Raw genomic sequence first — 13,679 nt, 5'->3', positions numbered from 1 at the left:
AGGCAATCAAAGCGTTATAAAAAAGAACGATTTTGCATAGCTTGACCGAGCGTCATACTATCCAGATATTCAAGCTCACCGCCCATCGGCACACCTTGTGCTAAACGCGTCACTTTATTGACATGACGACTGGCCGCTTCACTGATGAAATGTGCCGTAGTCTGACCTTCGACTGTCGTGCCCGTTGCTAATATCAGCTCTTCTATGGGTTCTTGCTTCACTCGCCATACCAGCTGATCAATATTTAAGTCATCAGCGCTAACACCATCAATAGGAGACAGATGCCCGCCCAACACAAAATAACGCCCACGATAGCCCGCTGTCTGCTCAATAGCCATGACATCTGCTGCCGTCTCGACCACGCATAATAGGCTGTCATCACGTCTAACATCTTGGCATAGCGGACATACAGCTTCATCACTAAAGCTATGGCAACGCTGACATTCGACGATATCACGCATGGCTTCATCTAGTGCTTGAGCGAGTGCCATGCCTTGTGGGCGTTTTTTGCTAAGCAGATGTAGCGCCATTCGTTGGGCACTTTTTTGACCGACGCCTGGCAATATACGCAGCTGTTTGACCAGCTGATCAAATTTGGCTGTAAGCAAAGTAGCTTCCTTTAGTTGACTTTATCTAACTGAATTTATAAACCGTAGCTATAAAAATGGGGTCGTATCATGTCGATAACAACCCCATTTTTGTCTTCAATACAACATATTTACCGCTTAAAACATGCCTTGCATACCTGGTGGCAGACCCATACCTGAAGTCGCTCCAGCCATAGTTTCTTCATACAAATCATCTGCTTGGCGAACCGCATCATTGATGGCAGCCGCAATCAAATCTTCGATCATATCTGGCTCGTCTTCTAGTAGACTAGGATCGATGGTCAAGCGCTTAACCACGTGACGACCTGTCATCGTTACTTTAACTAAGCCGCTGCCCGCTTCTGCTTGTACTTCTTTATTAGCAAGCTCTTTTTTAGCGTTTTCAACGTTCGTCTCTACTTTCTTTTGCATCGTTTGTGCTTGTTGCATCAATGCTTGAATGTTCATAACTACCTCTCTTGTTTTTTAATAATAAATGATTGATATTTTGCTAATATAAAGCGCTAACTGCAATTATACCGTTATCTTTACAAACTGTCTAAACCACGTGCTAAGTCTTTGATAATATCTTCCACATCTTCCAAACCTACCGACAGACGAATCAAACCATCTTTAACACCAGCTTCGGCGCGAGCCTCAGCAGTCAAACGGAAATGCGTAGTGGTTGCAGGATGGGTAATCGTAGTTTTGGCATCGCCCAAGTTATTGGTGATAGAGACCATTTGTGTCGAGTCAATCACGTGCCAAGCAGCTTCTTTTGTGTCACGGCTATCAGATGCTTTGACTTCAAAACCCATGATAGCACCGTAACCGTCTTTCATATGATGCTGACGTGTGGCAAGTTCGTGCGCAGGATGGTCACTCAGTCCTGAGAAGTGTACAGTACTCACATTAGGGTGATTGACCAAAAATTCTGCGACTTGGTTGGCATTTTGACAATGTGCTTGCATACGTAATTTAAGTGTCTCAAGCCCCTTGGTAAATACCCAAGCATTAAACGGGCTCATACTGATACCGCCTGAGCGCACCACGGTAAATGCTTCTTGCATCAGCTTGTCACTACCAACCAATGCACCACCCAACACTCGACCCTGACCATCTAAATACTTGGTCGCAGAGTGAATCACGACATCCGCACCTAGATCCAATGGGCGCTGCAACGCTGGTGTAGCAAAACAATTATCAACAACGAGTAATATATCGTTGGCTTTACATAATTGACTCAGATAACCAAGATCACAAATCTGCGCCAATGGATTACTTGGGCTTTCGCAATAAATCACCTTGGTATTTGATTGAATGGCATTGGCCCATGCCTCATTGTCAAAGCAATCCACATAGCTGACTTCCACACCAAATTTGGCCATATAGTTGTTGAACAGACCGATAGACGATCCAAATAACTGGTTGGCTGCTAGCAAGTGGTCGCCCGCTTTTAGGTATGCCAGACACATGGTCAAAATAGCACCCATACCAGAAGCCGTTGCAACCGCACGTTCACCGTTTTCTAATGCGGCTAAGCGACGTTCAAAGGTACGTACGCTTGGATTGGTATGACGAGAGTAGACATTGCCTGTTTTTGTACCGTCAAAATGAGCAGCAGCATCAGCGGCTGAGCGGTAAACATAAGAGCTGGTAGTAAAAATAGGTTCTGAGTGCTCGCCCTCGTCTGTACGATGTTGGCCTGCCCGCACGGCAATGGTCTGCATGCCATAATCAAGCCCTAAATCTAAGGCATCGTTACGCCAGTTTGGATCTAACCCATCGTTTGAATTTTTTTGGTTCAAACTGCTCTTATCATGGCTTTTCGACTGACTCATAAACGTTCCATTACTTTGATTGGTATGTTAATTGCTATTATGCTAATTGATATAAAGTGACTGCTTATTCTTCTGATTGTTGACCGAATTCATCAGCGTTATCATATCATGACGACTTATTCCGCACAGCTGGTTTCAAAGAGCAACTGAATATTATTTTTGAATACCAAAGATATACCAATTTGATTACTTAAAATTTGTCACATATACATTTAAACAATACTTAAAAAACAATGATTTCGTGCATCAAATCTAACAAAAATAACGTATTTGTAATAGGCAGATATCATAACAGCTGCTAAGCTTAGCGACGATTTGGATTTTGCCTCGCGTAATACAACAACAGTCTGGCAATTCAGCTAAAAAGAGTGAGTTGAACACTTAGAATGATTATTAATCAGTACATTTAGGCTCCTTAAGGTAAATTTGTTATGTCGATGTTCAGTATAGAACCAAGCAGCTTATCGTTGAGTCTAACACTAGGACTGACTTTAGGTCTTAGTGCTTGCCAAAGTTTGCCAAAAAAGCCGCATTTACCGGAAAGCCAAGCACTATCAGCACGTGTAGAAGCCCTATATTCAGAAGAGCAGACGACGCCAGATGAGACTATTAAAGCCAGCAGCACTGATCTAGTCTCGGCTATTAGTGCGCAAAAAGATATTCACCCTGATTTATCTGGTTATCATCCAATCGTAACAGGAGCGAATGCTTTTGCCGCTCGTAGCATCTTGACGGATATGGCCACGCGCAATATCGATGCACAGTACTATATTTGGCATAACGATCAGGCTGGACAGCTTCTGTTGAAAGACTTATGGGACGCGGCTGAGCGCGGCGTTATCGTGCGTTTATTGTTAGACGATTTTAATAATAGTGCCAAGTTCGATCAGCATTTATTACGCTTTGCCAGCCATCCTAACATTGCAGTACGTATCATAAATCCTTTGATGCATCGTAAGTTTCCAACGTTGAACTATGTGACTGGTCTGCCACGTATCAATCGCCGTATGCATAACAAAAGCATGACCTTTGATAAGCAGATTACCATCATCGGTGGCCGTAATATCGGCAACGAATATCTCAGCAACGACCAAAGCAGCCAATTTGCAGATTTGGATGTCTTACTAATTGGTAAAGTCGTCGCAGATATCGACAATAGTTTTGATAGCTACTGGTCATCGCCCTTATCATTCGACATCGAAACCTTAGCTAAGTTCGATAGCGATGTCACACCTGATTTTATAGAGGCATTAGATAAGCTCGGCCTAGATGAGAAAAACAACGAAGGTAGCAGCTTGACAGTTTATAAAGCTGCGATTCAAGACTCTACGATCGATAGTGACTTGGTTAATAAGCGTGTACCTTTTCGTTGGACAGATATGCAGTTTTTGAGTGATGATGTCGGTAAACTAAGTAAAACAGTTCCTGCCGATACTAACTTGGTTCATCAACTGCGCAATCTACTTGGTAGCCCAACCAAGAAGCTGACGATTATCTCTTCTTATTTCGTACCAACCAAAGATGGCGTTAACACATTGGTTAAGCTGGCTGAAAATGGTGTTGATATTAAGATATTGACTAACTCATTTGATGCGACTGATGTGACAGCCGTTCATTCTGGCTATAGCCAGTGGCGACCTCGTCTGCTTCGCTCAGGCGTCAAAATATACGAACTAAAATCAACCGCTGCTGAAGAAAAACGTGACAACAAACTGTGGCGAGCACGTAGTCAATCATCGACTAGCCTGCATGCGAAAACGTTCGCAGTAGATGACTATCAAGTCTTTATCGGTTCATACAATGTTGATCCACGCTCTGCCAACATCAATACCGAAATGGGTGTGATTATCAATGATGACGAGCTAGCGAGGCAGCTACACGGCGCGTTGAGCGATAACTTGTTAAACCAAGCGTATGAAGTCAAACTACTAGAAAATGGTTACTTGCAATGGCATACCATGGAAAACGGTAAAAAAGTAGTCTACGACTCAGAGCCACGAGTCGATATGAGTGACCATGTTTGGCTAACCATTATGTCTTGGTTACCTATTGACTGGCTGTTGTAGATACTCAGTTTTTTAATTTTAAAAACTCTAGAACATTTAATTTCGTAATTCAGTTGTATTAAGTAAGCAAAGTACCACTCAAAGAACTTTATTTAAAACACACAACCTATTGTTTCGGCAAATCATTTTTTATATATCTTGATTTGCCGTTTTTACCATGGGCGGTTATCCAAATGATGATCGTCCTAATAACCGTTTTACTCTGTGGATATGTGATTTATTATGCCGTCTCGTTCTCAATACGCCTTGATGTCTACTAAAGACAGAAACACAGTGATGTTCATTAGCCTCATCAGCGCTGTGATATTTTTCGATTTTTTGATTTATTTGTACATCTCAGATATTGTGACAGCAGCAATTTTTCCTGCTAATGCTGACCCTAGAGTTGCTAAGCTGCAAGGGATGGGGCTTTTTGTCATTGGTTATTTAGCACGTCCAATTGGAGGCATTCTCTTTGGTCGTTATGGCGACATAAAAGGTAGAAAACCAGTTTTATTGCTAAGTATAATAGTCACCGCATGCAGTCTTCTAGCCATGGCATTTTTACCAACTTATGCACAATGGGGTATCGTTGCCCCTGTTTTGTTCATTTTATTAAGAATAATACAGGGAATGGCATACGGACTCTATGTTCCCTTATCTTGGGTGTTTGTAGCGGAGCATGTGCCCAGGCAGTATCTATCAGTAGCCTGTAGCTATGTTACTGCCAGCTTCTTTGTCGGCGTATTGTTTTCAAATACATTTTTTATGTGGCTCTCTAGTTTTATGACGACAGCTGAGTTAACTGAATATGGATGGCGTTTGCCATTTTTAGTTGCTGCTGTACTAAGTGCTTTGCCATTATTAGTGTGGCGGATGGTTGGAGAGACGCCTTTTTTCTTGGCACTCGTAAAACCGAAGACGGGCAAAAATTCAGGCAAACCGCTGACCCTACTTTTTAAACACTGTAAACATTCAATCTTCATTGGTATGGTTTTGACACTAGTCATCTCTAGCATTTCTACGGTTATCGTTTTACTATTACCAGATTTAATAGAGATCAACTTCTCATTGGACAGCGATATATTCGGATTTTCTCATAGCTTGGCTATCATATTTATAATTTTTGGCTGTATATTTTATGGGATGATTTCTAATCATGAGAATTTTGGTAAAGTGTTGGTAATCGGTTCTATTTTGCTGATTGCCCAAATGCTGGCGTTCTTTTATCATCTGCAAGCAGGTGGTGACTACATCCTGATTATGTATGCAATTTTAGGCTTCTGTGCTGGCGTGATTGGTATGGTTCCTGCTATCTTGATAGAGCTTTTCCCGACCAATGTACGTCTCACCGGCGTCGCTTTTTGCAATAATGTCACACAGGGTATTATTGGCGTTTTGATACCTTTTGGTCTTGGTTACGCTACAACTTTAATAAGCTTCTCGCCAGCACTGTACATTGCCTTCATTGGCTTTATCGGTATTATCATGGGGCTTTATTTTTATAATTTACCTGAATTGAAAAAGATTGATCATGTTATTTTATAGGTAAATGATCAATTACCGCTTCGCATAATGCTTGAAGCGCTTGAAACTCTTGAAAATAAGGTGCAATGGTATGTCTCATCCATTGCACCTTCTCCATCTATTTAAGACACAAATATTAAGGCTTAACCACCATGGTTGATATGACCAACAAACGTCTCTCAGTTGCGCCGATGATCGATTGGACTACCACAGATTATCGCTATTTTGCGCGGCTGTTTAATCCGCACACCTATCTATATACAGAAATGATCAGTACTGGTGCATTGATACATGGCAATCGAGCACGGCATTTGCGCTTTGATACGCTTGAGCATCCTCTTGTATTGCAGCTGGGTGGTGCAGATATCAATGAGATGACGCAGTGCGCGGAGTTTGCTCAGCAGTATGGCTACGACGAAGTCAATATTAATGTCGGTTGCCCTTCAGATCGCGTACAGCACAACAAGATAGGTGCTTGTTTGATGGCTGAGCCTAAAATCGTTGCTGACTTAGTCAAGCATATGCAAGCCGCAGTCGATATTCCAGTGACGGTCAAACATCGTATTGGTATTGATGACTTTGATAGTTACGAGTTTATGGTAGATTTTGTGCAGACAGTCGCAGCGGCAGGCTGTACCCGCTTTATCGTACATGCGCGTACGGCATGGTTGCAAGGGCTCAGCCCTAAGCAGAACCGCGAGATACCACCGCTACGTTATGATGATGTGTACCGTCTAAAGCAGGACTTTCCTGAATTAGATATCGAAATCAATGGCGGTATCGATACAATTGAAGATATAAAAATGCACTTGCAGCACATCGATGGCGTTATGATTGGTCGGGCGTTTTATCACAACCCATATCTATTAGCAGAAGCCAATAGCTTATGGAGAGAGGCAAACCCTGAGACGATACCAAAGCGCTCGGAGATTTTAGCGCAGCTTTACCCATATCTCGAAGAACAAATTGGAAAAGGCGAAGCGTTGCCGACGATGACACGGCATTATTTAGGACTATTCCAAGGCTTGATGGGCGCACGTAAATGGCGCCAAGCATTAAGCGGTAAACCTCATTTGACAATCGATGATATTAAACGAGCTGCTGATGAAGTGTTATCGCTAAATCCTGATGCGTAATTCTGATACATAGCCAAATTTGGTATCTGACTGGCTCGATAGCATTTACATGCCAGCCGTCGTTATGACTAGCATCTCATCTATGCGACTTGCGCAATATACTGCCACATCGCTGCGCCATTATTAACAACGTGTAGCACGATTGGCAGTAATAGCGAGCCTGACTTGATACGGGCATAGCAAAATATCAATGCCAATACCATGATGGTACTAATCTCATAGATACCATACTGCACATGAATAACAGCAAATATCAAACTTGTCACAATGCTGGCGACAATCGCACCATAGTTTTCTGAATATGATGGTGCTGTAAACTGTTCCGCGATAGCAGACCACAGTATACCGCGAAAGACCATCTCTTCATAAATAGGTGCGACGACGACCATTGCAAAGATTAATAGCCAAACCGAACTGACTGACTGATAGAGCGGATCAACGAACACCAACGGCGCCATATCAAGTACATACGTCAGCGATTGACTGGCAATCATAAATATCAGCAGTAACCCAAGCATTCCTATACCCACCGATAGTGAGAACGGCTTTAAGGCTAGATATTGACGCAGACTACCACCTTTCAAACGAATGATAAGTACGCTAATTGCCATCAGCAATACACTTCCGATGAGTATAGACAGGCTCACTACTGTTCCGTCATTACTACCAAAAAAGAATATCCGCCCTATCGATGTTTTTTCATCGGCAGGTAACACCAGCTTGCCAGCGATATGAATACCTATCAACTGACTGATAAAAAATGCAAGTACCATCCCTACGGTTAGCACGAATGTACCCACGCGTGAAAATAGCGGCATAGGCTTAGGTGAAGCGGTTGCCCCAGATGGAGCAATTACGTTTTTTGGCATAAAGGTATCACTTAAAAATGCTCTGGCATCTTATATCTATTACAAACATGACTAATGATATGTTGCGTTTATTTGGACAATTGCTGCTTAATCAATCCTAAAACCTGCGTTGAGACAGACTCTGGATGCTCGAGCGGGAACATATGTCCTCCTTCATGAGTTTCGTAAGGAATACCCAGGCGTGACTTTATCTGCTGCGGAAAACGACGTTTTAAAAAGATACTGTCTTGACCAATGACTAAAGTCACAGGCACTTTAGGGCCACGATTCGGTGCAAGCCAATACCAAGACGGATTGGTACGGAACACAGCGACCTCATTGGCTTTAGGGATAGCTAATGTCACTTTGCCATCCGCACGCTCATGTAAGCCGTGATCGATATATCCTTGAAAGCTACGCTCATCAAAGTTTTTGAAAAACCCTTTATGTCGCATTTTTTCGTACGCGTCGTCGCGACTATCCCACACATCGCGGCGATGTTTAGACACACCAGCTGGTGATAGTTTGTCCATTAGACGATTATTCATCAGCGGTAATCTGTCTGCTGTTTTTGCCAAATGCCATAACAAGCTGACTTTACCATAAATCCAAGGTGGATCCATAAGCACCGCTTGTGCAAATAGCTCAGGCTGACGATACGTGGCCTGCAGCGTACACATAGCCCCAAGCGAATGCCCCACCCCTACTACCTGTGCGACGCCATGCTTTTCACAGGAGTTTTCCACGCTATCAATGATTTGCTGCGTCAGACTACGCCAATGATCATCCACTGGATAATCCGGCGTATCACCCAACATCGCAATATACTCAATCGTAAAAAACTCTGATAAGCCTTCGAAAAATGGCTCATATACAGCGCTTGGCATTCCATTAGCATGAGCAAAATGCAGTACAGGTTTATTGGTTATTTTAGAGACAGGTAGTGCAGTGAAGGACTGCAAATTTATTTCATCACTCATGACAGACTCTCGTGGGATCGTTTATGTTATATATTATTTTTAATGATTGAACCTTTTGCCATTATTAAAATCAATAACATCAAAACTAACCTCTTCAAAACCAACCATGTTTATATGGCAAATTTGACGACTGTGTTTGATGGTTATAGATGTATAGCCAATTTAATCAGACTAACACACAGACCAAGGTTTTTTTATTTGGTATTGCATACAATTAAGGCTGAGCACAATTATATGCTCAGCCTTAACAATCATACACATTATATTTAAAACATAAAACGCTTAACGCATCTGCCCAGTGTTGCTTTCTTGTGGTAATACATCAAGACTAACGCTAGAGCCGATACCTGCACCTAACTTCACTGCAAAACGATCCATAAACATTTGGAACGGATCAGCTGGACTATAGCTAATGATGGTATCAAGGTCTAGTTGTTTACTCAGACTTGTAATACTACCTGTTTCGTCTGCCAAACCTAGTTCAATAGACTGCTCACCTGTCCAGAATAACCCTGAAAACAGTTTGTTTTGCTCAGGATTTTTCAGACGATCGCCGCGACCTTCTTTGACAGCATTGATGAAATGCTTATGCGTATTGGCAAGCACCCCTTCAACGTGCTTTTCTTCGTAGTCAGTCAACGGACGTGACAAGCTTAAGATATCTTTATACTCACCAGCCGTAATTGTACGATCTTCTACGCCAACTTTATCCATCAAGCCTTCAACATTATAGCTTGGCATGATGACCCCAATAGAGCCAACCAAACTTGAAGGATTGACATAAATTTCATCCGCGGCAGACGCAATATAATAAGCACCTGAAGCACCGATATCACCAATGACAGCGTAAAGCTTTTTGTCGGGATACTCTTGGCGTAAGTCCATCATGGTCTGCCAAATCTCATCAGACTGTACTGGTGAACCGCCAGGTGAGTTGATATCTAATGCTACTGCTTTTGAGTTGCTGTTTGCAAAAGCATCTCTCAACGCTTCATTAACATCGTACGCATTCGCCACATCATTATTACTGATGACGCCTTGAAGCTCAACCACTGCCAAATGCGGATCGCTAGTATCGACTGCATCCATACCTGTTGGCGCACTGCTACAACCACGACCAAGGGTCAAAAATATCAATAGGATATAACCAAAGGTCAGTAGTTTAAAAAAGATACTCCAGCGACGGGCGCGGCGCTGCTCAACCACACTCGCTAACAATGTGTTTTCTAGCACCTTCCACTCTTGTCCACTTGGCGGGCTTGGTTGCTGCAGTTGCGTTGGCTGATTTGCCGAGTTATCAGGACGTTTGTTAGGGTCTGGTGGCCAGTTGGGCATATAACTTCCTAAGTTAGAAACAATCTAAAACAATAAAATAAGGTTATCGAGAAATACAGTTATCACAGTGGTGTATACCTGATGCTTTCTCACAGTACCAGTGACCTGTATTAATAGGCTGCTAAGTATGGTGGTATTTCAATAATGGTTCAATAGTATAACTGTGAAATATCACTATATTGTAACGCTGATAATATAAGCCTTACTTTTAAGGGTTAGCAGTTCCGGCATTGCGAATGCTATCAATGTTGTCTAGCAATAATGCCAACCCTAAAGGTTTATTGTCATAGGTTATAACTTCGTCGACTCTCTGACTACTTATAACGTCAGCTGTAATTTGCGAGGTACTATGACCAATCCACCTTGTATTTTTGAATAGTATGTCCTCATGTTTCGATTCGGCTGAACATAGTAATGACCACAGTTGCCAAACGCGTTGATGAGTATCAGTATTTAAAACCAAACGTGACTGGGAGGACTCCAACTGTTTGCCAGTTAACTGATTGGTGGCTATTTGCGCTTGCGAATTAACAGGTAACGAGTTTAGTGGATCTGCTGCATTGTATCTTAGAACTCGTATAGGCAAGTTAGTATCAAGAGCAATCGTACAATCCCAAACGCTGGCATCACCTATCACGCTCCAACCAGTGATGGCCTGTACTGACAACTCATCGTTAGTCGACTGCCATATTTTGCCTTGCTCGCAACGTTGGGCACTGATAGTAGGCGTATCTTCAGATTGTCTGATTGTTTTATGGGCTTGCTGAAATGTAGACCAGCGATCAGAGCGCCCTGCTTGCCAATATTGGCTAATAGGCAATTGCTCGTTTAATTGTGCAACGGTCATCGGCAGTAATTCAGAAGCTTTAGTATCGGTAGCAATATTCTTATTGTTAGGAGTTAACGTATCAGTCAGGCCGACACTGCTACTCTGTACGACAATGCTCTCTAATTCTTTGACAGATAAACTACCCATTTGTTGCTTTAAATTTTCAGATAACTTGTCTGCTGTCAGGCTGCTCGGCATCGTTCGTGTAGAGGCTGGTCTATGATCAGCTAAGAACAACCAATTGGTACTGTCTTCATTGACGGTAGGATATTTTAGCAATGCTGCCGTTATATACGAATCACCTGTCGGTAAAATATATAGAATCGGTACCGTTACGAATGACTGCTGATTGGCGTATACCGTCATCATCAGCAACGTTAATGGTGGCAACGTTAACCAACGACTGAGCAAACCTCGTTGCAACAACCAAGGCAATGCGCTTAGCAAAGCCATCGATAGTATCGCTATATTAACTGGTGTATAGAGCCACGCATCCGATAGCGCTGGCAATGACGTCAGCCAACTCATCAGATCGTGTAGATGACGGACAATCGTACTAATAATAATCCAAAGAATATCAGCGATACTCGGCACCAAAAGGTAACACAGCCCTGCTAATAAATTGAGCGGTACAATCACCCAGCCAAATAGACCAATGGCAAATAAATTGATAAAAAGCCCCCATAGCGATGCCTTGCCAAATAAAAGCAACGTAATAGGGAGTAATGTCAAAAACAGCCAAAACTGTAGTTTAAATACACGTTTGACCATTTGCCAAATACGGCTAGATAGTGCACTACTAATATGAGTATGCGGCTTACCATCGTATATAGTCGTAGCAGCAGTAGTTTGGTGCTCATACGACTTATCGTCATACTTGAGCAGTAGCGCCACTGCGATAAAAGACAGCCAGTATCCCGCCTGCCATAATACATACAGGTCACGCCAAGCCATCAATACAGCCAGTGCCAATAGAACGCGCATCGTACTGATAGGCAGCAATGTTAATCTGACAAATCCAATCGCTAATAACATCCAAGCCGTACGAGCAGCAGGCACGTCAAAACCAGTAAATAACGCATAAACAAAAGCGGCGCCAATCATTACCCACCAGCGCACTTGCCAGCGCGGAATGCGACGATAAATCGCTGAATAGTTACGATCAAATAGCAGTACAACTATACCTGCTAGCACAATCGCTAAAAATAGTACGTGTGTGCCTGAAATAGCGAGCAAGTGCGAAATGCCCGCCAGTTGATATAAGTCTTTCGTATCACGATTAATCAAGCTGCGATCACCCGTGAGCAGACTTAATGTAACGGCTTTTGCTTGTTGCTCTGCTGTCGTATGCGCTGACCAGTCTTGATAGAAATGCTTTCGTAATCGCCAACGCCCTTGATCAATATGAGTACGAAAGCGCTGAAGATACGAATCAGAACCTAGAGACTGCTTGGAATATTTTTTATCGTTGATTTCGTTGCTATTTGCCAATGTAGGGCTAACGGCCAAAATACTTGCAACACCATCAATATGCCGACCTCGTAACCAACGATAACTGTCAAAACCAGTAGGATTGTTTAATGCTTGCTCAGAAGTAGCCAACGGCGCTAGTGCAAGACTCATGAATATTTCATCACCGGGCTGCAAATCGTTTAAGGGTGAAAGCTGGTTATCATTTGTAGACGTTCTTGGATAGGCGCTAAGTAAGATTCGGTGTTCGTTAGCTTTAATACTAACTTCATTGGAACTAACATCGTAATCTCTGCTTAGGCTATTTTTATTCACATCTAAGTAGTCGGATGTTTTAATTGCTAATTCTATCGGCGTTAGCTCAGCGACTAACGGAGCGATATTCGTTATCACCGCTACTTGTCTATAACCGCTATCTGTAGCGGCATCATAAACACTGTCACTCAACCCTTCGATACGCACGAGTGCTTGTACTCGTATCGGTGCAGTTATTTCAGTGGTTTCTGCTTGTTGATGAGTAACCAAAGCTTGCAGTGCGCTGCCTATCACTAATGCAGCCGTTAGCAAAGCTAAGACTAAATATCTAATAATACGGAAAGGAAATTTGTTACAACGAAATGTACCATTAGAGGTATTTTTATCAGCGTTGTGGCGGCCTATCGAGGGTATGCTGAATTGAGTAGACGCAATCAGAATCGTGGCAAAAGCAATAAGTACCAAAGACAGACTGGTCGTACTAACCATACCTAGCAAAGATAGGTCAGTTGGCAAACTCACATTATCTGAGGCTGCCAATACACCCATCATAACTATAATTATGAGGCTACCAATTAACCAGTACACCAGCACTCCTTGCTTGATGACTTACATATTATTCTACCAGATATGGTTACTTACCATAGCAAATGACACGTGATGCAATAGCATTTATATTTATATTACCCTATACTGAAGCAACGTATTAAGTGGTAACTATCTGACACCACCATTCTGTGTGTTCTAACCTTTATCCTACTCACCATATATTACTCTATACCAGTTTCTCAACACTATTGAGTAGACTGTAGTTAACGATTAAAGG

General features: G+C 42.5%; 10 protein-coding genes. 3 read left to right on the top strand and 7 right to left on the bottom strand.

Features of this window, described 5'->3' with window-relative positions; genetic code table 11:
* Nucleotides 1-14: 14 nt before the first annotated feature.
* From recR to ACT3QN_RS05865, 3 genes are all read right to left on the bottom strand, one after another.
* Nucleotides 15-608: a recombination mediator RecR gene (gene recR / locus ACT3QN_RS05875; protein WP_444523053.1), complete on the bottom strand. Its 594-nt coding sequence runs from the start codon at nt 606-608 to the stop codon at nt 15-17.
* Nucleotides 609-725: 117 nt separating this feature from the next.
* Nucleotides 726-1,055 carry a YbaB/EbfC family nucleoid-associated protein gene (locus ACT3QN_RS05870; RefSeq protein WP_444523054.1) on the bottom strand — a complete coding sequence of 110 codons (330 nt, stop codon included), beginning with the start codon at nt 1,053-1,055 and terminating at the stop codon, nt 726-728.
* A gap of 80 nt (nt 1,056-1,135) precedes the next feature.
* Entirely contained in the window at nt 1,136-2,428 is a 1,293-nt protein-coding gene (locus ACT3QN_RS05865) for an O-succinylhomoserine sulfhydrylase (RefSeq protein ID WP_444523055.1), read from the bottom strand.
* A 431-nt stretch (nt 2,429-2,859) separates the two neighbouring features.
* Between ACT3QN_RS05865 and ACT3QN_RS05860 the strand changes: the two genes are divergently transcribed.
* The 3 genes from ACT3QN_RS05860 to dusA all read left to right on the top strand — a co-directional run bounded on the left by ACT3QN_RS05860 (nt 2,860) and on the right by dusA (nt 7,136).
* Entirely contained in the window at nt 2,860-4,494 is a 1,635-nt protein-coding gene (locus ACT3QN_RS05860; protein WP_444523056.1) for a phospholipase D family protein, read from the top strand.
* A 222-nt stretch (nt 4,495-4,716) separates the two neighbouring features.
* Nucleotides 4,717-6,021: an MFS transporter gene (locus ACT3QN_RS05855; RefSeq protein WP_444521654.1), complete on the top strand. Its 1,305-nt coding sequence runs from the start codon at nt 4,717-4,719 to the stop codon at nt 6,019-6,021.
* 131 nt (nt 6,022-6,152) lie between these two features.
* Nucleotides 6,153-7,136, top strand: a complete 984-nt coding sequence (gene dusA, locus ACT3QN_RS05850) for a tRNA dihydrouridine(20/20a) synthase DusA (RefSeq protein WP_444521655.1) — start codon at nt 6,153-6,155, stop codon at nt 7,134-7,136.
* 80 nt (nt 7,137-7,216) lie between these two features.
* Here the strand turns inward: dusA and ACT3QN_RS05845 are convergent, their stop codons facing one another.
* The 4 genes from ACT3QN_RS05845 to ACT3QN_RS05830 form a co-directional block, all read right to left on the bottom strand.
* On the bottom strand, nt 7,217-8,005 hold the full coding sequence (locus ACT3QN_RS05845; protein ID WP_444523057.1) for a lysostaphin resistance A-like protein: 789 nt from the start codon (nt 8,003-8,005) through the stop codon (nt 7,217-7,219).
* Between the two features lie 68 nt (nt 8,006-8,073).
* Nucleotides 8,074-8,964 carry an alpha/beta fold hydrolase gene (locus ACT3QN_RS05840; RefSeq protein WP_444523058.1) on the bottom strand — a complete coding sequence of 297 codons (891 nt, stop codon included), beginning with the start codon at nt 8,962-8,964 and terminating at the stop codon, nt 8,074-8,076.
* Nucleotides 8,965-9,246: 282 nt separating this feature from the next.
* On the bottom strand, nt 9,247-10,299 hold the full coding sequence (sppA, locus tag ACT3QN_RS05835; protein ID WP_444523059.1) for a signal peptide peptidase SppA: 1,053 nt from the start codon (nt 10,297-10,299) through the stop codon (nt 9,247-9,249).
* A gap of 208 nt (nt 10,300-10,507) precedes the next feature.
* On the bottom strand, nt 10,508-13,441 hold the full coding sequence (locus ACT3QN_RS05830) for a ComEC/Rec2 family competence protein (protein WP_444523060.1): 2,934 nt from the start codon (nt 13,439-13,441) through the stop codon (nt 10,508-10,510).
* Nucleotides 13,442-13,679 lie beyond the last annotated feature (238 nt).

This window comes from Psychrobacter sp. AOP7-C1-14, assembly GCF_052376135.1.
Classification (GTDB): domain Bacteria; phylum Pseudomonadota; class Gammaproteobacteria; order Pseudomonadales; family Moraxellaceae; genus Psychrobacter.
Note: the sequence above shows the minus strand (reverse complement) of the source record. Positions and strands in the feature narration are given on the sequence as shown.

What these genes read in the sequence shown, in the direction of transcription:
- ACT3QN_RS05855 (WP_444521654.1), top strand. Translation starts at nt 4,717, where the DNA reads ATGCCGTCTCGTTCTCAATACGCCTTGATGTCTACTAAAGACAGAAAC.
- ACT3QN_RS05845 (WP_444523057.1), bottom strand. Translation starts at nt 8,005, where the DNA reads ATGCCAAAAAACGTAATTGCTCCATCTGGGGCAACCGCTTCACCTAAG.
- ACT3QN_RS05870 (WP_444523054.1), bottom strand. Translation starts at nt 1,055, where the DNA reads ATGAACATTCAAGCATTGATGCAACAAGCACAAACGATGCAAAAGAAA.
- ACT3QN_RS05860 (WP_444523056.1), top strand. Translation starts at nt 2,860, where the DNA reads ATGTCGATGTTCAGTATAGAACCAAGCAGCTTATCGTTGAGTCTAACA.
- ACT3QN_RS05840 (WP_444523058.1), bottom strand. Translation starts at nt 8,964, where the DNA reads ATGAGTGATGAAATAAATTTGCAGTCCTTCACTGCACTACCTGTCTCT.
- sppA (WP_444523059.1), bottom strand. Translation starts at nt 10,299, where the DNA reads ATGCCCAACTGGCCACCAGACCCTAACAAACGTCCTGATAACTCGGCA.
- ACT3QN_RS05865 (WP_444523055.1), bottom strand. Translation starts at nt 2,428, where the DNA reads ATGAGTCAGTCGAAAAGCCATGATAAGAGCAGTTTGAACCAAAAAAAT.
- dusA (WP_444521655.1), top strand. Translation starts at nt 6,153, where the DNA reads ATGGTTGATATGACCAACAAACGTCTCTCAGTTGCGCCGATGATCGAT.